At 58.2% G+C, this 20,078-nt stretch carries 23 protein-coding genes; 8 read left to right on the forward strand and 15 right to left on the reverse strand.

What is annotated here, in order from left to right; translation table 11 throughout:
* Positions 1–50 precede the first annotated feature (50 nt).
* Positions 51–278 (reverse strand): hypothetical protein, encoded by a 228-nt coding sequence (locus tag QZ196_RS10510; protein WP_296426185.1) that lies wholly within the window; start codon positions 276–278, stop codon positions 51–53.
* A gap of 186 nt (positions 279–464) precedes the next feature.
* On the reverse strand, positions 465–884 hold the full coding sequence (locus QZ196_RS10515) for a hypothetical protein (protein WP_296426188.1): 420 nt from the start codon (positions 882–884) through the stop codon (positions 465–467).
* A 230-nt stretch (positions 885–1,114) separates the two neighbouring features.
* On the opposite strand from QZ196_RS10515, the gene QZ196_RS17580 reads away from it, so the two are divergent.
* The 3 genes from QZ196_RS17580 to QZ196_RS10530 all read left to right on the forward strand — a co-directional run bounded on the left by QZ196_RS17580 (position 1,115) and on the right by QZ196_RS10530 (position 3,676).
* The gene (locus tag QZ196_RS17580) at positions 1,115–1,258 is read left to right on the forward strand and encodes a hypothetical protein (protein ID WP_366510969.1); all 144 of its coding nucleotides are present in this window, start codon (positions 1,115–1,117) and stop codon (positions 1,256–1,258) included.
* A 604-nt stretch (positions 1,259–1,862) separates the two neighbouring features.
* Positions 1,863–2,849 (forward strand): tRNA dihydrouridine(20/20a) synthase DusA, encoded by a 987-nt coding sequence (gene dusA / locus QZ196_RS10525; protein ID WP_296426192.1) that lies wholly within the window; start codon positions 1,863–1,865, stop codon positions 2,847–2,849.
* Positions 2,850–2,857: 8 nt separating this feature from the next.
* A complete protein-coding gene (locus QZ196_RS10530) occupies positions 2,858–3,676 on the forward strand; it encodes a sulfite exporter TauE/SafE family protein (RefSeq protein WP_296426194.1) in 819 nt (272 codons plus the stop codon).
* Between the two features lie 34 nt (positions 3,677–3,710).
* Here the strand turns inward: QZ196_RS10530 and QZ196_RS10535 are convergent, their stop codons facing one another.
* The gene (locus QZ196_RS10535; RefSeq protein WP_296426196.1) at positions 3,711–4,367 is read right to left on the reverse strand and encodes an HTH domain-containing protein; all 657 of its coding nucleotides are present in this window, start codon (positions 4,365–4,367) and stop codon (positions 3,711–3,713) included.
* 207 nt (positions 4,368–4,574) lie between these two features.
* Between QZ196_RS10535 and QZ196_RS10540 the strand changes: the two genes are divergently transcribed.
* From QZ196_RS10540 to QZ196_RS10555, 4 genes are read left to right on the forward strand one after another with little or no spacing between them, the layout of a single operon-like run.
* The gene (locus tag QZ196_RS10540) at positions 4,575–4,787 is read left to right on the forward strand and encodes a twin-arginine translocase TatA/TatE family subunit (protein ID WP_296426198.1); all 213 of its coding nucleotides are present in this window, start codon (positions 4,575–4,577) and stop codon (positions 4,785–4,787) included.
* A gap of 27 nt (positions 4,788–4,814) precedes the next feature.
* Positions 4,815–5,222 carry a Sec-independent protein translocase protein TatB gene (tatB, locus tag QZ196_RS10545; RefSeq protein WP_296426199.1) on the forward strand — a complete coding sequence of 136 codons (408 nt, stop codon included), beginning with the start codon at positions 4,815–4,817 and terminating at the stop codon, positions 5,220–5,222.
* Complete coding sequence (gene tatC, locus QZ196_RS10550) at positions 5,219–6,088, forward strand: twin-arginine translocase subunit TatC (RefSeq protein WP_296426201.1); 870 nt, start codon at positions 5,219–5,221, stop codon at positions 6,086–6,088. The genes tatB and tatC overlap by 4 nt, the downstream gene beginning before the upstream one ends.
* A gap of 41 nt (positions 6,089–6,129) precedes the next feature.
* On the forward strand, positions 6,130–6,927 hold the full coding sequence (locus tag QZ196_RS10555; protein ID WP_296426286.1) for an ATP-binding protein: 798 nt from the start codon (positions 6,130–6,132) through the stop codon (positions 6,925–6,927).
* Between the two features lie 35 nt (positions 6,928–6,962).
* Here the strand turns inward: QZ196_RS10555 and QZ196_RS10560 are convergent, their stop codons facing one another.
* From QZ196_RS10560 to alr, 10 genes are all read right to left on the reverse strand, one after another.
* Complete coding sequence (locus tag QZ196_RS10560) at positions 6,963–8,102, reverse strand: M23 family metallopeptidase (RefSeq protein WP_296426203.1); 1,140 nt, start codon at positions 8,100–8,102, stop codon at positions 6,963–6,965.
* Between the two features lie 99 nt (positions 8,103–8,201).
* Positions 8,202–8,843, reverse strand: coding sequence for a protein-L-isoaspartate(D-aspartate) O-methyltransferase (locus tag QZ196_RS10565; RefSeq protein ID WP_296426204.1), 642 nt, complete (start codon positions 8,841–8,843; stop codon positions 8,202–8,204).
* Entirely contained in the window at positions 8,840–9,625 is a 786-nt protein-coding gene (surE, locus tag QZ196_RS10570) for a 5'/3'-nucleotidase SurE (RefSeq protein WP_296426207.1), read from the reverse strand. The genes QZ196_RS10565 and surE overlap by 4 nt, the downstream gene beginning before the upstream one ends.
* A gap of 123 nt (positions 9,626–9,748) precedes the next feature.
* Positions 9,749–10,390, reverse strand: coding sequence for an SDR family NAD(P)-dependent oxidoreductase (locus QZ196_RS10575; RefSeq protein WP_296426208.1), 642 nt, complete (start codon positions 10,388–10,390; stop codon positions 9,749–9,751).
* Positions 10,391–10,436: 46 nt separating this feature from the next.
* Positions 10,437–10,697 (reverse strand): hypothetical protein, encoded by a 261-nt coding sequence (locus tag QZ196_RS10580; protein ID WP_296426209.1) that lies wholly within the window; start codon positions 10,695–10,697, stop codon positions 10,437–10,439.
* Positions 10,698–11,040: 343 nt separating this feature from the next.
* On the reverse strand, positions 11,041–12,501 hold the full coding sequence (gene purF, locus QZ196_RS10590; protein WP_296426210.1) for an amidophosphoribosyltransferase: 1,461 nt from the start codon (positions 12,499–12,501) through the stop codon (positions 11,041–11,043).
* Positions 12,502–12,724: 223 nt separating this feature from the next.
* Positions 12,725–13,288: a CvpA family protein gene (locus QZ196_RS10595; RefSeq protein ID WP_296426211.1), complete on the reverse strand. Its 564-nt coding sequence runs from the start codon at positions 13,286–13,288 to the stop codon at positions 12,725–12,727.
* Between the two features lie 24 nt (positions 13,289–13,312).
* Complete coding sequence (gene radA, locus QZ196_RS10600; RefSeq protein WP_296426215.1) at positions 13,313–14,677, reverse strand: DNA repair protein RadA; 1,365 nt, start codon at positions 14,675–14,677, stop codon at positions 13,313–13,315.
* A gap of 55 nt (positions 14,678–14,732) precedes the next feature.
* Complete coding sequence (locus QZ196_RS10605; RefSeq protein WP_296426218.1) at positions 14,733–15,170, reverse strand: paraquat-inducible protein A; 438 nt, start codon at positions 15,168–15,170, stop codon at positions 14,733–14,735.
* Position 15,171: 1 nt separating this feature from the next.
* The gene (gene alr / locus QZ196_RS10610; protein WP_296426220.1) at positions 15,172–16,209 is read right to left on the reverse strand and encodes an alanine racemase; all 1,038 of its coding nucleotides are present in this window, start codon (positions 16,207–16,209) and stop codon (positions 15,172–15,174) included.
* A gap of 270 nt (positions 16,210–16,479) precedes the next feature.
* Here alr and QZ196_RS10615 point away from each other — a divergent pair, with 270 nt between their 5' ends.
* Complete coding sequence (locus tag QZ196_RS10615) at positions 16,480–17,628, forward strand: sterol desaturase family protein (RefSeq protein ID WP_296426222.1); 1,149 nt, start codon at positions 16,480–16,482, stop codon at positions 17,626–17,628.
* 61 nt (positions 17,629–17,689) lie between these two features.
* Here the strand turns inward: QZ196_RS10615 and QZ196_RS10620 are convergent, their stop codons facing one another.
* Complete coding sequence (locus QZ196_RS10620; protein WP_296426224.1) at positions 17,690–18,205, reverse strand: hypothetical protein; 516 nt, start codon at positions 18,203–18,205, stop codon at positions 17,690–17,692.
* Between the two features lie 369 nt (positions 18,206–18,574).
* Entirely contained in the window at positions 18,575–20,062 is a 1,488-nt protein-coding gene (locus QZ196_RS10625; RefSeq protein WP_296426226.1) for a replicative DNA helicase, read from the reverse strand.
* Between the last annotated feature and the right edge of the window lie 16 nt (positions 20,063–20,078).

The following is a 20,078-nucleotide window of genomic DNA, read 5'->3' on the forward strand; positions in this document are numbered from 1 at the left end:
ACCAAATGGCCGCGTAACTCTAGTTTCAAACAGCCCCACAAATGGGGGGATTACCCAAGCACGCGGTCGAAATCAGAGGGATTGGCTGCACGGTCCGCAATTACAAGAAGCTTTTTGCCGTCTGGTTTGCCGCCCATTTTAATCCGCAAAGCATCGGCTTCGTCGGGCGCGCCCCAAATGTAGGTGCATGTGAAAGCGCGTTTTCCGTCGCACTCGGCATATTTCAGGCCGTCTTCAGGACCAAAAACAAAGAAGGATCGCAATTCGTCTTCGGGCATCAGCTGCAATGCAGGTTCTTGCGCATACGTCATGGTGCCAGTCAAAAGCGCGGCGCAAACGGCAAACGAAAGGCAAATTGGATGTCTCATGATGCTTCTTTCAAATTGTGATCCAGCAAATGGCTAGGATTGGTCACGGCAGGCGGATTAGGATTTTGATTTGAGCGCCTACCAAAACTGCGGCCTTCATCTGATCAGGCATTGTTCCACGATCCTAGCTTTCAAGCTCTCTGGCGTCCTTTTCGAAAAATAGTTGTAGACGACCTCGACCATATAAACCGCTGCTGCGGGCAGCATCTGGCCGATACCCTCGGGCGATTCCAAGATCATTGTTTTGGCCTCGTCCAACGGGATACCTTTTTGGTTAAGGCTCAACGCCCTCACCCACAAATCGCCTTGGGCATCACATTCGGCGGCAATGCTATCATCGGTCGGCTTCGCGGCCTCTATCGCCAGTCTTTGCGCTTCTTCTTCTGCGAGTTGTTCTGCGACGGATTCAGCCATTTGCTCGGCGAAAGTCTTTTTGGCGGGCTGATCTTGTGCGGCCGCAACTTGCGCCGTCATGAACCCGAAAAGAATTGCGTAAAAGAATTGCTTTTTTGACATTGTGGGACTCTATTTAAAAAATGGGACTGCGCCAAGTTCGAAAATTAGGGCTTGTCCAATGTCGGAAAGGCTGCGCGAGAAAGCTATGCATTGCAAGCTCCCTGTGTCAGGGAAGTTGTCCGCTGCTCTATTTTTATCTAATTTTCAGGAGGGCGGGATAGGACGATGATTTGGGATATTCACTGGAACGAAAATCGGCAGTGCTGAAGCGGATGTTACCGCCGAACAACATGGCCATTCGGCAGTTGTCGCAAGAGGAAGGGATTTCCGAGGCGACACTGCACAAGTGGCGGGCTGAGGCACGCGGTAACGGAAGAGGCGGTTCAGCTCGTCCGTGGTGGGGCGGCGGTCCCGCTCGGTGCCTTTGCCGATGAGGCCGAGCCGCTTGAGCGCGACACGCGCCAGATCAACGGGTTCCGGAGAGATGTCGAGGCCGTGCACGGCGGCTGCATGGGTGATGATCATCGTGATCACGCCGATATCGATGCTGAGGGTCACCGGACCCGCGCCTTGATCGGCGCGCATCTTGCCGTAGTTGATCAGCTTTTGCCGGTCGAGGTGCCCGATCTTCTCCTTGCCCAGATCGCGCTTGAGCGTCGTGAGCGTGGCGGCCTTGGCTCGCGACGCGGCGGTTTGCCTACCTCGCACATATCGACTATGTGGAGGTCGATGAGATCGCGCGAGCGGTGGTCAGGCGGGAGACGGACGACTTGTTCGGCGCCAACCCCTGATCCACCCGGGTCTCCGCCTGGCGGGCCCAGCGATGGGCATCGTCGCGACGGAGAAACGTCTCGCGCGGCAAAGCGGCCCTTTCGTCTGATCTGAACTCAGGTCAGGCACCGGAGGGGAGTTTGATGATTGAGGCCATTTTCGTGTGCGCTGGGTGTGCAATGAGTCGTAGAGGGGCAAATTCGGGGATATTGGGACGTAGTCCAGCGTAGCAGCAATCGCCGCCAACAGTTTGAAGATACAAGAAAAATGCATATAAATCAAAACGCTAGATTATCCTGCGCGCCGATGATGGATTGGACGGATCGGCATTGCCGATTTTTGCATCGACTGATGTCGAAGCATGCATTGCTTTACACCGAGATGGTGACTGCTGCGGCGGTCGTGCATGGTGATCGTGATCGGCTGTTGCGGTTTGATCCGGCAGAGCAGCCGGTCGCGCTGCAATTGGGCGGATCGGACCCGGCGCAATTGGCGCAGGCGGCGCGGATTGCCGCCGATTTGGGCTATGTTGAGGTCAATCTCAATTGTGGCTGTCCCTCTGATCGGGTGCAATCGGGCAGTTTCGGCGCGGTCTTGATGGAAAATGCCCAGCTTGTCGCCGATTGCGTCGCTGCGATGCGCGACGCCGCCGAGGTGCCGATTACGGTGAAATGCCGGATTGGGGTGGACGATCAGGATCCCGCCGTGATCTTGCCAGATTTTCTGAGCCGCGTCGCAGCGGCGGGCGTGGATCGTTTCACCATTCATGCCCGCAAAGCGTGGTTGCAGGGGCTGTCGCCCAAGGAAAATCGCGACATTCCGCCGCTGGACTATGATCTTGTGCTGGCGATGAAGGGCATGTTTCCCCATCTGCATTTGTCAGTGAATGGCGGTGTCGCGACGCTTGATCAGGCAGCCGCATTTCTGGCGCAGGGTTTGGATGGCGTGATGATTGGCAGGGCCGCGTATCATACGCCTGCCGAAATACTGTTGGGTGCGGACCGCAAGATTTTCGACGGAGGTCTGGACCGAACCGCCGAAGACGTCGTGCATCTGATGCTGCCCTACATCGCGGCACATCTGCAAGAAGGTGGCAGGTTGGGCCAAATCACCCGCCATATGCTTGGCCTGTTTCAGGGCCGACCCGGTGCGCGTGGCTGGCGGCGGCACCTGTCAGAGCACGTACATGCAGATGGCGCTGGCCCGGATGTCGTGCTAGCTGCGCTTGAACATGTGACGCGCTTGGCCGATTAGGAAAAATCATGGAAGATATGACGTTGTTGCTGGCCATGGGCGCGATGCTTCTGGTCATTGGCGCTTTTGCAGGTGTGTTGGCCGGACTGCTTGGTGTCGGCGGCGGCATTATCTTGGTCCCTGCGTTTTTCTATGCGTTCAGTGTGCTGGGATATGACAGCCCGCAACTGATGCAAATGTGCCTGGGGACGTCGCTCGCCACGATCATCGTGACGTCGATGCGGTCGGTGTTGGCCCACAATAAGAAAGGCGCCGTCGACTGGGATATCCTGAGGACCTGGGCTTTGGGGGTCGCTGTCGGTGCCTTGGTCGGTGTCTTTATCGCATCTTCACTGCGGTCCGCTGCATTGCAGGCGATTTTCGGTGGGTTGGCCATCATTGTCGGCCTTTACATGACATTTGGCCAAAGCCATTGGCGGCTGGGCAACAACATGCCTGTGGGCGTGGTCCGGGCGATACTGTCGCCGATCCTGGGCTTTCTGTCGGTGCTGATGGGCATCGGTGGCGGATCATTCGGCGTGCCGACGATGACTTTGTATAACGTGCCAATTCACCGCGCGGTCGCCACTGCGGCTGGGTTTGGCGTGATTATCGCGGTGCCTTCCGTGGCAGGTTTCCTTTTGGTTGACATGCAGGTTGCACCACCATTCACGATTGGGGCGGTCAATTTTGTGGCCTTTGCTCTGGTGATTGCGATGACGCTGATTACCGCACCATGGGGTGCCGCGTTGGCGCATCGGATGGACCCAAAGCCGTTGAAGAAGGTGTTCGGGTTTTTTCTGATCCTGGTTGCATTGAATATGCTGCGAAAAGTGGCCGGGTGGTAGGCGCCGGCGATGAGCGGAATAATCTGCGGTTGCGTTAGATCAGGGCGTTGAAGTCGGTCAGCGATTTACCGGCTTCATCTACAAACAGGCTGGGCAGGATCCGTAGCTTTGCTATGGTATCGACCCGGATTTCGTCGAAATTCTTTTTGCGCTCGCACCAAACGACGCAGGTCCAAAGTCGCCCCCAATAGTCGAGTTGTAACGGGCGTACCGTCCGTTCTTCGCCGTGCAAGGTCAGCGCCAGCTTTTGACGTGTCCGGATCGCTTGGCGTAGGGCGGGCAGATGTTGAAAACCGCGGGCGGCATCGGCAAAAGGGTAAATCGCAAAGCCGTAACCCTGCGGCGCGCGCGCCCGGTTTTCAGGCAGTACCGCGTCCAGTTTGGCCGAAAGGCTGGCCGCCGCCGCTGACAGTTCGCTGTCTCCTTCCTCACGAACGGCGAGCAGGCCCAGATGCAGGGCCTCGACCTCGGTCATGGTCAGATTAAGGGGGGGCAGGGTGATGGCTGCGGTGACGCGGTAGCCGATGCCACGTTCGCCTTCAATCGGGACCCCCGAGGCCGCCAGCGTTTCCATGTCCCGGTAGATCGTGCGCAAGGATACGTCCGTGGCCGCCGCAAGATTGGCCGCCTTGTGCAGCGTCCCGTCGCGCAGGATCTGGATCAAACTCATCAGACGGTCGGCGCGGCGCATGGAAATCTCCGGGTGATTCGACCAAGTTTTGCCATTTTTATGGCAACTGACAAGTATTTGTCACAAAAATTGAATTTCCTATGCAAAAAAGGCATTTGAAGGGTCGGCCTCATGCGTTTTGGCGCTTCCATTGGTGGCGATCCCGCCCTATCTCTGTGCAAGAGAGATTAATGCGCGCAGGGTTCGACCCGGCCAGAGGAGAGAAAAATGCTCAATAACATCGGCCTTCCCGGCCTTCTTTTGATCGCAGTCGTCGTGCTGGTCCTGTTTGGGCGCGGCAAGATTTCAAGCCTGATGGGCGAAGTCGGCAAGGGCATCACAGCCTTTAAGCGTGGCGTTGATGACAGCAAAAAAGAGCTTGATGATAGCGTGACTGCTGCCCGCGACGTGACGCCGGAAGAAGAAAAAGACAAAGCCTGAAAAAGGCCCTGATAAGGTAGTCCGACAATGTTTGGCCTTGGCATGAGTGAGATGGTGCTGATTGGCATCGTGGCCCTGATCGTGATCGGGCCAAAAGATCTGCCCGGCATGTTTCGCACGCTGGGGCAGTTCACGGGCAAGGCCAAGGGCATGGCCCGCGAGTTTTCCCGCGCGATGGAGGCTGCTGCCGACGAAGCCGGGGTGAAGGACATCTCCAAAACCATCAAGGCCGCAGCCAACCCGCAGAAGTTCGGCGTCGATAAGGTCAAGGAGGCGACCGGCATGACCAAAGGCCCAGCAACCCAGGCATTGTCCGAAGAACGGCAGGCTGCCAAGGATAAGATGAGCGAAGCAATGGCCAAAGCCGCGACAGACCGAAAAGCCAAAGAGGCAGCAGCGGAAGTTGCGCCCGAGACGCCAAAAGGTGACGTATGAGTGCCGCAGACGAGTTGGAAGACAGCGCCGCGCCCCTGATTGAGCATCTGACCGAATTGCGGTCGCGCCTGATACGATCACTTTTGGCGTTCATCGTGGGCATGGTCATTTGCTTTATGGTGTGGAACCCGATCTTTAACTTTTTGACCCTGCCGTTGTGTGATGCACTGGCCAGTCGCGGGCAATCGTGCGATTTGCAATTCATTGCATTGGAAGAAGGTTTCTTTGTCGCGATTTCGATATCTCTTTTGGGTGGCCTGCTCCTTTCGTTTCCAATGATCAGCTATCAGTTGTGGCGTTTCGTGGCGCCGGGCTTGTACAAAAACGAGAAGGGCGCGTTTCTCCCTTTTCTGGTGGCCTCACCTTTCATGTTCTTTCTTGGTGCCGCTTTTGCATATTACGTGATCACGCCGTTGGCATTTGGCTTTTTCCTTGGGTTTCAGCAAGAGAACATGCTGCTCGAGGGCGATGGCGCGACGACAGCCGCCGCTGGCATACTGTTTCAGGGTTCCGCCAAAGCCTATCTGAATTTGACGATCAAATTCATTGTGGCCTTTGGTTTGTGCTTTCAGCTGCCGGTTCTGCTGACGTTGATGGGCAAGGCCGGGCTTGTGTCTGCGCGCGGCCTGCGGGGGACACGGAAATATGCGGTGGTTGGTATCTTGATCGTCGCTGCACTGGCCACCCCGCCGGACGTTATTTCGCAGGTGATCCTGTTTGTTGTCGTCTACGGACTTTATGAAATTTCCATTCAGCTGGTGGCCCGTGTAGAGCGCAAGCGCGAAGCCAAGCTGCGGGCCGAAGGTCTGTGGGACGACGACCTGCACGGTGATACCGTGGCGGATGATGAGGATCCAAAAGCGTGAGCAGGAAAAACTTGCGCCGGATCGCCGATGCGCTAGAGCGGATGAGCCCGGTGCCGGTCCAAGCCCCTGATCTTGGCGCCGCCGCCGCCTTTGTCTGGCATACCGACCCTGACCGGCTTGCCCCTGTGGCCCGCGTGAACCGGGTCGCGGTTGGTTTGCTTGTTGGGGTGGATCGGGCGCGCGATACGCTGATCGCCAATACCGCGCAGTTTGCACGCGGACTGCCTGCCAACAACGCCCTGTTGTGGGGCGCGCGTGGCATGGGGAAATCAAGCCTTGTCAAAGCGGTTCATGGTGCGCTGACGGTCGATCATCCCAGTCTGAAGATGGTCGAGGTCCAACGCGAGGACTTGCCCAGTATAGGGCGTTGTCTGAACCTGCTGCGCGGTGTGCCCGAACGCTTTATACTGTTTTGCGACGATCTGTCTTTTGGCCATGATGACGCGCACTATAAATCGCTCAAGGCCGTTCTGGATGGTGGGATCGAAGGGCGGCCCGAGAATGTCGTGCTTTATGCGACATCCAATCGCCGCCATTTGATGCCCCGCGACATGATTGAAAACGAACGATCCACAGCAATTTCGCCGGCGGAGGCCGTCGAAGAGAAAGTTTCACTGTCGGATCGTTTCGGCCTGTGGCTGGGGTTCCATCCGTGCGATCAGGATCAGTATCTGGACATGATCCGGGGTTATTGCGATGCGCATGAGGTTGCGATTGATGATGTGACCTTGCGCGCCGAGGCAATCGAATGGCAGGCAACCCGTGGCAGCCGTTCGGGGCGCGTTGCATGGCAATATTTCACAGATTTGGCCGGTAGGCGCGGCGTTCGCCTGTCGTAAGGTGGATTGAAATCCACCCTACGGTTTGGTTTCGCTCATGGCAAGAAATCGGTTGGATCTACACTTTGCAATCCGCGCCGCACTTCAAAGTGCAGAACAGCGGGATTTCCGGCGCGGACTTTGCCAATTGTCTGCCCACGCGTTACGGAATCGTTTTTGTTGACCGTCAGGCTGTCGATGTTGGTATAGACTGTCAGCAGGCCATCACTGTGTTTGATCACCACAATCGCGACGCCGCTTGTATTGGTGGTGACCGCCGCAACGGTCCCGGCGTCGGCGGCCTTAACGGCTGTTCCTGCGGGCACGGCAATGTCGATCCCTTCATTGGTCCCCGGTGCATAGGCGCGGACAATGCTGCCTTGGACCGGCGGGCTAAGCCGCGCGCTTTGGGTTGCCGTGGCGGTGCCCAGATCGGGTGCCGCCGGGGTCGCGGCGGGGGGCAGCGGAACCGAAGGTGTTTCATTGGGCAGCGGCGTTGCCGCACTGGGTGGCGGCGGTGCTACAGACCCGACACCGGGAGGTGTCACATCCTGTACTGTGGGGGGCGTCGCCTGTCCCTGCGGTATCAGCAAGAACTGACCCGCGCGCACGGTAAATTCGGAATCCAGACCGTTCCATTCTGCAATGGCACGCACGGGCACATTATAAAGCCGTGAGATGCCAAACACCGTTTCGCCACGCACAACCTGATGCCGGATCGGTTCGGCTCCGGTCGGCGCAGTGGGTGTCACATTCGCTGCCGGTGCGACGGGATCGAGCGCAGTCGTGCTTACGGCGTTGCCTGCATCGGCCCGGTCCAGCGCGGTCGTCGCCACGGCGGTGACGTCAAACGGTTGAGCGGGACTATTGCCGATCACAGCCGTCGGATCGCCAACACGGCCCGGCAGGGCGATGATTTCATCGCGGCGCAGGATCACATCGGGTTCAATCCCGTTATACGCGGCCAATTCGGATGCATCGAGGCCAAGGCGGATGGCGATCCCCCGGATCGTGTCGTCGCGCTGTGCGACAACGACCTGATAATTGGGATAGGAAATAATGCCGCGCTCGTCTGGTCTGGGTCGGTTCGGCACGCCGTTGACCGCACTGCTGGTATCAAAGCCATTGCCGATATCGCGCATGTCATAATCAAAGTCAGCGCAGCCGCTGAGTGCGGCCAAAGCTGCACCTGTCATCAATAGACGTATCGCCGGGATTTTATCTTGGGCCATCTTTACCGCTCCTCTTTTCCAGCCGCCCCTTGTTGCCGGGGCCGTACTACATCTTGTGTCTGTCTAGTCCTGTCCGAGCCCTTCAAGCAAGGGTACAAAGCGTACAGGGCGTAATTCGTCATAATCATAGCCGGTTTCATGCCTCGTCACCCTGATCAGGCTTTGCACGGTGTCGGACTGGCCGACCGGCAGAACCATGATACCCCCAACGCGCAGTTGCGCCAAGAGGGGGCCGGGCGGGTCCTCGGCTGCGGCGGTCAGCAGGATGCGGTCAAACGGTGCCTGATCAGCAAACCCAAAGCTGCCATCGGCGATGAAGCTGGTGATGTTGGTGATGTCTTGCGCGTCAAATATAAGCCGCGCGGCCAGAACAAGCCTGCGGTAACGGTCCACCGTATAGACCCGCCGCGCCAGTTTGCTCAGGATTGCGGCCTGATAGCCAGATCCGGTTCCGATTTCGAGAACCTTATCGCGGGCGCTGACCTTGAGCGCCTGCGTCATGATGCCCACTACCGACGGCTGGCTGATCGTCTGCCCGCAGGCAATCGGCAGCGGCATGTCTTCGTAGGCGCGATCGGCAAAGGTGCCTTTGACGAAATCGGCCCGGTCGACCTGCTCCATCGCCGTCAGTACGCGGGCGTCGGTGACGCCCTTGCTACGCAGGGCGTAAAGGAAACGCATTTTGGTGTCGGCGTCCTGTGTCACCCGAGTGCCTCTGTCAGTTGGTCCATAACGGCATAGTCGGTCAAGTCAGCGCGCATTGGCGTGACGGATATATAGCCGTTCAGATTGGCGGCCACATCGGTTCCAGGGGCGGTCATTTCGTGCTGTGCACCGCCGCGTATCCACAAGAAACGTCGCCCGGTGGGTGATATTTGCGCTTCGGCGGTAAAGCGGGTGTTGGGACGGAAGCCTTGGGTTGTCGCCTGCGTCCCTTTGACACTGGCGGCGGGCAGGGCGGGGAAATTCACATTGTAGAACAGCCGGTAATCGGCCTCGTCCCAAGGGGCTTTTTCGAGCAGTCGGCGCACCACGGATACACCGTGGGTCGCGGCGGCCTCGAACGGGTTATCGAGATCTTTGTTGTCCGGGCCATAATATTGCGACATCGCGATGGCGGGGATGCCTTGCAGGGCAGCTTCCATAGCGCCACCGATGGTCCCTGAATAGAGCGCGTTTTCACCAGCGTTGTTGCCGCGGTTGATGCCCGAAAGCACCACATCGGGCCGTGCATCTTGCATGACGTCATACAGGCCGGCGATGACGCAATCCGCCGGTGATCCTTCGGCGGCAAAGCGACGCTCTGATAGTTGCGCGATCATGGTGGGGTGGGTGTAGCTGATGCAATGACCCACGCCAGACTGCTCAAACGCGGGCGCCACAGTCCAAACCTCGCCTTCAGGGCCCGCAATTTCGTGGGCGATATCAGTCAGAACCTTCAGGCCCGGGGCGTTGATCCCGTCGTCATTGGTGATGAGAATGCGCATGAATACCCCTTGCCGCTTGCGCCCTTTCCTATGTCAGAGGGCAAAAGGCAGCAAGGCGTGCAGTGTGTTCTGCGCGCAGGTTGTCAAATACCGTAGAGGATGCGCAACGGTTCGTGCAAATTGTCAGCCCAGAATAAGCGGGACAAGGCGCGCGGCCTCTGTATTGGGGTCTGTCAGCGCGCTGCGGTCCTCGCCGGGGTAGAACCGCGCGCGTGTGGCCGTGGGCATGGGTTGCGGTGTCAGGATATGCACCTTCGGCCCGGTTTTGGCGCTTTCGGCCTGCCAGCTGCGGGCAAGCGCGATTTGGGCGCCTTTGGTGGCACCGTAGGTTCCAAAAAACTGACGCCCCGCACGCGGGTCGTCAAAGAACACCGCTTGCCCGTCTTGTCCCAGAAGTGGGGAAACATAGCTGATCAAACGCGCCGTGGCCTCGATGTTCACGGATATGGACTTGGTCAGGTCCTTGGGGCCGATGTGCCCGGCAGGCGCAAGAGGGGCCGCATGAACGGCTGTGTGCAGCCAAAGATCAAGCCCACCCCAGCGGTCAAATATCCCACGGCATAGCTGCTGCATGGCGGCATCAATGGTGATGTCCATCGGCGCCAGTGTCATCTGCCCACCGACACCTTGAATGGCATCGTCAAGCTCTTCCAACGCGCCGACTGTCTTGCCGACGGCGATGATGTGGTGCGTAGGGGCAAGCGCCTTGGCCAAGGCCGCGCCAAGGCCGCGTGATGCGCCGGTGATCAAAGCTGTTTTTATCATGGACGCGGTTTGTGCCGAACCTTTGCCAACGTCAAGAGGGAGGAGCCTAATTTCCCGGTACGGCAAGCGCGTAGGCCGTGCCGGTCTTATCGACCAGCGTCACGGTGCTGTCGCTGATGCCGGTGATGGTCAGCCCCAGTGTTTGTGTGCCCGGTATCACCCGCAGAATATCCCCGCGCGGCGACCGCAAGAGCGCGGCTTGTCCGTCACCTGTGGTCATGATCCCGATCAGCGTCAGCCGATCAAGGGGCAAGGCTGCGACCATTGTTGCCTGTTCTGCCACGGCTGCGGGGGTTGTCTCGGTCATTGTGTCCTACTGCCTGATGTTATTTTGCCGTTGTATGGCAGAGTACTCAGGCGCGGGACAGGCCGTTGACGTAGCGTCACCTCCTGGCGTGCGGGCTAATGGGCGTTAGTCCGCCGCTGGTCTGGCGCCTGTGGCATCAAAGAGCGCTTCGTCGCCGATACGGGGCTGAGTCTGCCGCGTCAGCCTGGCTGCGGCAAAGAAAGCCCGCAGCAGCGGACGGGTCCAGCCAGTTTTGCGGTAGGCGGTGACAGTGGGGTCCTCCCCGGTTGAACGGATGATCGCCACCACGTTGCGCGACGTCCCGCAGTCGGGTTTATGATGGGCTGCGGTTGTCGTCTGCGGCCTATTCTGCGGCGGTTTTCGCCTTAAACCCTTGCTCGATCATGTCGGAAGGCGCAATGGGATATTCCCCCGAGAAACAGGCGTCGCAATAGGCCGGGTTCTTTTTGTCGCGGCCCTTGGCCTGCCCCACAGCCCGGTAAAGTCCGTTGATTGAGATGAATTTGATGCTATCCACCCCAAGATGTTCGCGCATCTGATCTTCAGTCATTGTGGCGGCCAGCAATTTTTCGCGCTGGGGCGTGTCGACGCCGTAAAAGCAGGGCCACGCCGTCGGTGGGCTGGCAATGCGGAAATGCACCTCGGCGGCACCAGCATCAAGGATCATCTCCTTGATCTTGCGGCTGGTGGTGCCGCGCACGACGCTATCGTCAACCAAGATGACACGTTTGCCTTTGATCAGTGCGCGGTTGACGTTCAATTTCAGACGCACACCCATGTTGCGAATGCTTTCGCTGGGCTCGATGAATGTCCGGCCCATGTATTGGTTGCGGATAATGCCCATCGCATAAGGAATACCCGACTGTAGCGAATAGCCGATCGCGGCGGGGGTGCCGCTGTCGGGCACCGGGCAGACAAGGTCTGCGTCGACCGGGGCTTCTTTCGCCAGTTCGCGCCCGATGTTTTCGCGGGTTTCATAGACCGAGCGACCACCCAAGATGCTGTCCGGCCGACTAAAATAGACATGCTCGAAAATGCAAAAGCGCGATTTGGCGCGGCGGAATGGGAAGTGGCTTGAGACACCCTTTTCGGTGACGACGACCATTTCGCCCGGTTCGATCTCGCGGACGAACTCTGCACCGATGATATCCAGCGCACAGGTTTCCGACGCAAGCGCCCAACCTTCGCCGATCCGGCCCAGCACAAGCGGGCGGACGCCCAGCGGATCGCGGCAGCCGATCAGTTTGGTTCGGGTCATCGCGACGATGGAAAATGCCCCTTCGACTTTGCGCAGCCCCTCTTCCATCCGGTCGGGGATGGTGCGGCCCATGGATCGGGCCATCAGGTGGATAATGCATTCGGTGTCAGATGAGCTTTGGAAGATCGAGCCGCGTTCAATCAGTTCACGGCGCAGCGCCAGGGCGTTGGTGATATTACCATTATGGGCGATTGCGGCACCGCCCATCGAAAATTCACCAAAAAACGGCTGCACGTCGCGGATCGCTGTCTGCTGGCCTTTGCTGCCGGCCGTGGAATAGCGTACGTGGCCGATTCCGATGCTGCCGGGTAACATCGCCATCATGTCAGCTGACGTGAAGTTGTCGCGTACCAGTCCCATACGGCGCGCCTGATGAAAGCCGGTTTCGGTGTCGTGGGTGACGATCCCGCCCGCCTCTTGGCCGCGGTGTTGCAGGGCGTGCAGACCGAGGGCGACAAAGTTGGATGCATCGGTCACGCCGACAACGCCAAATACGCCACACTCCTCCCGCAGTTTATCATCGTCAAAGGGATGGGCGGGGGGCATTTGGTTGGACAAGCTGGAGGCTCCGAATCCGAGGGGTTTCGTTGCCCTCGTCTTAGTGGGTTCAGACGGGGGTGTCACGAAACGATCATGATTCGACGGTCTGAAAACTGTTTGCCAAGGGGTTTCGCAGCTTAAGCGTGTATTTTGGGCGATCAAATGCCCAAGACACGTATATCACCAGCGCAAAAGCCACCGCGCGGGGCGGTGGCTTTGTACAATTGTATTATTCTGCGGGTGCGCCGCAGGTCCCGACCAACTGCTGATACTGTTCGGTGATCCAGCCAAGCGCCTGTTCAGGGTTCTGCTCTTCGATCCGGTCCGTCATTTGTCCAAACACCTGCGCCGCGCGGCTGTCGTCAATGATCGCGACCTCTTGTGCGGCAAAGACAGTTTGGTAGACGAAAAACGCCACGGCGATCAACAAAATGCCACGCAGGATGCCGAACAAGAAACCCGCAGCCTGATCAAGCCCGCCCAACGCAGACCGCTGAACGATGCTGGAAAACAGCGGCGTAAAGATCGAGACCACCACAAGGGCGACCGCAAAAACCGCAGCGAATGCCGCGATGATCGCCAGTTCGCAGCTGTCGCCGATAAAGTCACCCAAGACGGGGACCTGCCGGATCAGCGGTTCGACCTGATCCGCAAAGATGAATGCAACGACTGTCGCGCCGATCCATCCCAGAATTGCCATCGCCTCGCGGACGAAACCGCGGCTATAGGCCAGCACGCCCGACAATAGGATGATGACTGCGACGCCCGCGTCAACGAGTGTGAAACCTTCCATGGTCCGTCTTCTCCTGCACTGGCGCTATCGGGCGCCAAATATCGCTTCTACAAACCCGGCCAGATCCTGCGTTTGCCGCAGGGCGATGCCCGGGACCGCGACCAGTTTGGCCTGCTGCGGTATGATAGCGGTTGTAAAACCAAGTTTCTGGGCTTCTTTCAATCTATTTTCGGTTTGCACGACAGGACGCAGTGCGCCTGACAGGCTGATTTCCCCGAACACAACGGCATCGGTGGGCAGGGTTGCGTCCTCGCGGGCTGACACCAAAGCTGCTGCAACGGCAAGGTCTGCGCCGGGCTCGGAGATGCGCAAACCCCCTGCTACGTTGAGGTAAACATCCAATCCGGTGAACGGAACACCACAACGCGATTCAAGCACTGCAAGGATCATTGCAAGGCGTCCGCCGTCCCATCCGACGACTGATCGGCGCGGTTGGCTGTGTGGCGAAGGAGCCACAAGTGCTTGTATCTCGCACAGCATCGGACGGGTGCCTTCGAAGCCGGCAAAGACGACTGAACCGGGAGCGGGGGCCCCACGCTCGGATAAAAAGAGCGCCGAGGGGTTCTTGACCTCTGCCAAGCCTTTGCCGGTCATTTCGAACACCCCGATTTCGTCAGCGGGGCCGAAACGGTTTTTGACGGACCGCAGGATGCGGAACTGGTGCCCGCGTTCGCCTTCGAAATATAGCACCGTGTCGACCATGTGTTCGACGACGCGCGGACCTGCAATTGTGCCGTCCTTGGTGACGTGGCCGACCATGATGACGGACATGCCGTTGCGTTTGGCAAAGGTCGTCAATTCATGCGCGGATGAGCGGACCTGACTGACGCTGCCGGGGGCTGAATCGACGTTGTCGGCCCACATGGTCTGGATGGAATCAATGATCGCCAGATCGGGCTTTTCGGTCTCAAGCGTGGTCAGAATATCGCGCAGGTTCGTTTCAGAGGCGAGCATGACGGGGCTTTTTTCAAGCCCCAGACGGCGCCCGCGCATTTGAATCTGCGCGTTTGATTCTTCGCCGGAAATATAGATGACTTTCAAGCCGTTACGGCCGAAACGTGCGGCCGCTTGCAACAGCAGCGTGGACTTGCCGATGCCGGGATCGCCGCCGACCAGCAGGGCCGACGCCTTGACCAGACCACCGCCCAGCACGCGGTCGAGTTCGCCAACACCTGCCAGAGTGCGCGGCGGTTCCGGTTCCTGCGTATACAGGTCAGTGAGGGGGATCGGCTTGCCGCGCATGCCGCCCAAGGTCTTGCCCTTGGGGCCGCTGGACAATGCCTTGTCTTGGGTGATGGAATTCCAGGCGCCACAGGCGTCACAGCGCCCCGACCATTTACCGACAGAGGCGCCGCATTCATTGCAGGAAAAGGTCAGGTCTTTGGCCATGTTCACCTTTTGGACTATTCACGGGCTTTGCGCAATGGGCATGCACACCGGCACGCTACATCCGTTTGGCCGTCAGGGTCGAGATCACGATCGAGGCAAGGATGCAGGCGGTGAAGAAATACAGCCCCCACGCGGTTTCGACTTTTCCGATGCCGACGCCCTTGGCCACGACGATGTAAAGCGCGATCAGGAACACATCCGCCATTGCCAGTTTCCCCAACCACGACAGGATCGGTAAAACCTTGCGTTTCAATAGGTTGAAGTGGATCAATGCCAGCCCGATGGTTTTCAGGTAGGGCGCGAATAGCGCGAAGGCAGTGACCAGCAGGGCGAGGGCCACATCGCTTTCCCACAGGCTTTGCATGCCGGAAATAACGCTGATTTCATGCAGGCCGAACAGGGGCAGCAGGCCCGCCCGCATCAACGGCGCGAACCATGCGATCGGGAAAAGGACCAACAGCGACAGGTTTGCGACCCGCAGGATAGTCATCATGCTATTTTCCGTAGGTCCGGCGGCCATAGCGTGCGCCAAGCTGGGTCAGGACCTCGTAACCGATTGTTTTCCCCGCTTTTGCCAGATCATCGACGCTTTGATGTGGGCCGACCAGTGTCAGTCTGTCCGGCGTTTCAGCAAGGTCGGTGATGTCGACGGTCAACAGGTCCATCGACACGCGCCCAACCAGCGGGCAGGGCTGGTCGCCATGAAACAACATCACCCGGTCGGAAAATGCCCGGAAGATGCCATCGGCGTAACCTCCTGAAACCGTTGCGATTTTTGACGGGCGTTCGGCCTGCCAGCTATTGCCGTAACCGACAACTTCGCCAGCGGCCAGATCGCGGACTTGGACAACCGGCAGGTCAATTTCAATGACCGGAGTGGCCTGTTCAAAAGGATGACCGCCGTAAAGACCGATGCCGGGGCGGGTCAGATCAAAGTGATAGTCGGGGCCCAGCAGGATGCCGCCAGTGGCAGCAAGGGACCGGGGCACGTTGATCCCATCGGTTAATTGTCTAAAGACATCAAGTTGATGGGGGTTCATCGGGTGATCGGGTTCATCGGCGCAGGCAAGGTGGCTCATCACCAGAACGGGACCTTGGTCAAGGACCAGTTCGGCGACGGCGGCCCATTCCTGCGGTTCCATGCCCAGCCGGTTCATGCCGGTATCAAGCTGGATGCCAAAGGGGTGGCCGGGCAGCGTTTCGAAATGCTGCGCCATCTGATCAATCGCGTTCAGCATGGGGATCAGATTGAGTTCGCGGATCATGTCGGTATCGCCGCGCATATGTCCGGAAAACACTAATATTTCAGGGCCTTGGCCCAATGCCTGGCGGATGACGGCGGCCTCTTCGGCGACGGCGACAAAGAACTTGCGCGCGCCCGCTTTGAACAGGGCCTTGGCGACGTTTTCAGCGCCGAGGCCGTAGGCGTTTGCCTTGACCACCGCAGCGGTTTTGCATTGCGTCATGCCATCAAGTGCGCGCCAGTTGGCGACGACGGCGTCGAGATCAATTGTGAGGCGTCCTGTACTCATTTTTCTCTTTTGGCAGGGGCTGCGGGTAGCGGCAAGACCTTAACGCGGCGCACGGTGTTTGGCGTGTCGCAACCGTGACGTGATTGCCATGGTGTTTAATATCAGGGCAGGCATGGGTTTTGGCGCTGAAATACTGTGTGCAGATGGCGTAGATAACCCGTACGTACAGAGTGCCGCCACGCGGGGTATTAATACCCCGTGCGCGACTGGCGCGTTAACAAACGCCATTTTATTGCCCGGTTTGTGGGTTTATGGCAGTCAGATGCATTGATGAGGTTCGTTTTGGGCATTTTGAAAAAAGTCGTCACACAGTTGGAAACCCCCCGCGCAGAGCGCCCGTTCGGAAGTGGCTGGTTGTCGGGGGCGTTGGCTTTGCTGGCCGGACTGGCCGGTCTGTTGATCGTGCTGCTACGCTGGTTTCCAGAGACATTTTCCTATCCCGAAATCGCGTTCATTCAGGACAGCGGCATCGTAACGGCCGCGCTGCGGTTCGTGTTGCTGTCAGGCTATGCGCTGTCATTGCTCAGTCTGATCCTGAGCGCGCGCAAATCGCTGGGTTGGACGGCTTTGGCGGTGTCCGTCGTCGCGTCGCTGATGGCGACAACGCAGCCGCAGATCGCGGGGGATGCGCCGCAAAGTTTCTATTTCGGCCTCGATTATTTTATCATCAACGTGTTGATTGTCGGGTTCCTGTTCGTGCCGCTGGAACGGTTTTTCCCCGCACGGGCCGAACAGACCGTGTTTCGGGCCGAATGGCAGGAGGATATGTTCTATTATCTGGTCAGTTCGATGCTGGTGCAGGTCTTGGGGTTCATCACGCTGGCGCCTTCCAATTACGTGAACGCCCAGATCCCACTGGATGATGTGCAGATTTATATCGTGACGCTGCCGTTCTTGGTGCAGGTCGTGATCATCATGATGGCCACGGATTTCGTGCAATACTGGGTCCACCGCGCGTTTCATACGTTTCCGGTTTTGTGGCGGTTTCATTCCATTCACCATTCCACCAAAAAGATGGACTGGCTGGCCGGCGCCCGGATGCATTTCGTCGAAATCGCCGTGCTGCGCAGTCTGACGGCGGTGCCGATGTTCACGCTGGGGTTCGATCCGGCGGCGATACAGGGGTATCTGCTGGTGGTGTATTTCTATTCCAGCTTTATCCACGCCAATATCGGCTGGCGTCTGGGGTTTGTTGAGCGGTTCTTGGTCACGCCCCGGTTTCATCATTGGCATCATGGGTCGGACCGGGCGGCGATTGATATCAACTATGCCAGCCATTTTCCGATTTATGACTGGCTGTTCGGGACCCATCATTTGCCGCAGGCAGACTGGCCAGAAGCCTATGGGGTGATCGGCGACACGGTACCCAAAGGCTATTGGAAGCAGTTCATCCATCCGTTTCGTAAGCTGGTGAAGTAGGCGATGTTCTTCGAGGGCCGCGATAGGCGGCCCTCGAACGGATCGGGGGCGTTATCCGTAATTAGTTTTTGACAAAGCTGATCGTGCCCGCGCTGGCCGCGACGGGGCTGTTGGTTTTTGTGCCTTCGTCGTGGCCGATGTCAAAACGGGGCAGGTCGACAGTGATGCCGCCAGCGTTCAGATCGACCAAAGCGGTGACGTAGTTGTCGGGCACCATCGTGGGCGCAACCATGGCCAGAACCCGCAGCGCGGTGGCATTGGTATCAACGGTAAAGGTGATCGATTTGCCCGGTGCCAGCAGCACGCCCGGAGGTCCGTCTTCGCCGTGGGCGACCGTGACCATGTCCATGCCGATGGCCGCGACCACGGTTTTAGGATCGCCTGTCAGGATCTGTGCCTCGGCGGCGTCGGTGACGTAACCCATGGTAAACAGTGCGCCATCATTGGCTGCATCAGTTACGACAATGGGCGCAAACAGTTCTTCGGTCATGTTGTTGGTCACTGTGACCGTATAGCTGTCGGCGAATGCGGCTGTTGTGCCAAGCGCCAGTGCCAGAACGGATGCAAAATACTTCATCAATGTCTTCTCCTTGTTAGTCCCTGAAACCAGAGATGCCCCTTTGCTAGTGCGATTGGGGCTGAAGGGAAATTCACGTTTTCCACGTTTGCCGTGTGCTCGCGTGAGCCGCGATATGCGGCAAAATGTGCGTGTTTCACGCGATGCTGATTGGGGGTGCCCGCGCGCGGCTGTCGCGATGCAACCAATGTTACAATTGCCCGACGCATTTGTTTCAAATTCCAATGTTACAGTCGATCACGTCGCGGGCTATGTTACAGTCATATTTTATATTTTTTTGTGCAAAGTCATGCTGTTGTGGCGACTTCGCCTTGATGCAACCGCGCTGATTGTGTCAATGTTTCGCGTGACGGTAGGTATCCGCGAAGGTTAGAATTGCGAATCTTCGCCTTGCTGCCACGGTTTGATCAGGTTGCCAAAGCGAGTGAACTCTGCCGTGAATGACAGTTCTATCGTGCCGATGGGGCCATGGCGTTGTTTGCCAACAATCACGTCAGCTTTGCCATGCAGGTTGGACATTTTTTCTTGCCAGGCGGCGATAGCGTCCATGTTGGCATCATCGGGCTTTTCACGCTCAGCATAATATTCACCGCGATAGACGAACATGACAACGTCGGCGTCCTGCTCGATCGACCCGGATTCGCGCAGGTCAGACAATTGCGGGCGCTTGTCCTCGCGGTTTTCCACCTGGCGCGATAGCTGCGACAGGGCGATAACCGGAATGTTCAGCTCTTTTGCAATCGCCTTGAGGCCCATCGAGATTTCACCGATTTCCTGAACGCGATTTTCGGATGTGCCGCGCACCAGCTGCAGGTAGTCCACGATCAGAACGTCCAACCCATGGGTCCGTTTCAGGCGCCGCGCCCGTGCAGAAAGCTGCGAGATCGGGATCGCGGCGGTGTCATCAATGAAAAGCGGGCAGGACTCGAGCTTTTTGGCGGCATCGACAAAGCGCCGGAACTCGCTTTCGGTCATGTCGCCCTGACGGATCTTATGCGACGAAATTTCAGAGGCTTCCGCCAGAATTCGTGCCGCCAACTGCTCGGCGCTCATCTCAAGCGAGAAAAAGCCCACGACGCCACCATCAACCGCCCCCTCAGATCCGTCAGACAGCGTGCCGCGCTGATAGGCCTTGGCGACATTATAGGCGATATTGGTGGCCAGCGATGTTTTGCCCATGGATGGACGCCCGGCCAGGATCAGCAGGTCAGATTTGTGCAGCCCACCCAGTTTCTTGTCCAGATCCACAAGCCCGGTCGAAATCCCGGCAAGACCCCCTTCGCGCTGATACGCAGAGTTCGCGACATTGACCGCCTCGGTGACCGCGCGCAGGAAACTTTGGAAACCCTGTTCGGACGTGCCTTGTTCCGCAAGGGAATAAAGCGCCTGCTCGGCCTCGACAATTTGCTCTTTCGGTTCGCTGTGAACATCAATTTTTGCGGCCTTGTCGGCGATGTTGCGCCCCAGTTGGATCAATTCGCGCCGCGTTGCCAGATCATAGATCATCTGGGCATAGTCGCGCGCGGCAAAGGCCGATATCGCGGCGCCTGCCAGCCGCGCGAGGTAAGGCGGGCCGCCCAGCTCTTTTAGCCCTTCGTCATCCTCCATGAAGGTCTTGAGGGTGACAGGGCTTGCCAGCATGTTCTTTGAAATGCGGCTGGCGGCGGTTTCGAAAATCCGCGCATGCACCGGGTCGTAGAAATGCTTGGGCCCGATGATCGCAGCAACACGGTCAAAGATATCATTGTTCGTCAGGATCGCGCCAAGCAATTGCTGCTCGGCCTCGATCGAATGAGGCATCAGATCAGCAGAGGCTTCGGCCACGCCGGTTGCATTGAATGCAGCGATTTCGTTCATGTTTATCTCTCACCAG

This window comes from Yoonia sp., assembly GCF_017854565.1.
GTDB lineage: Bacteria > Pseudomonadota > Alphaproteobacteria > Rhodobacterales > Rhodobacteraceae > Yoonia.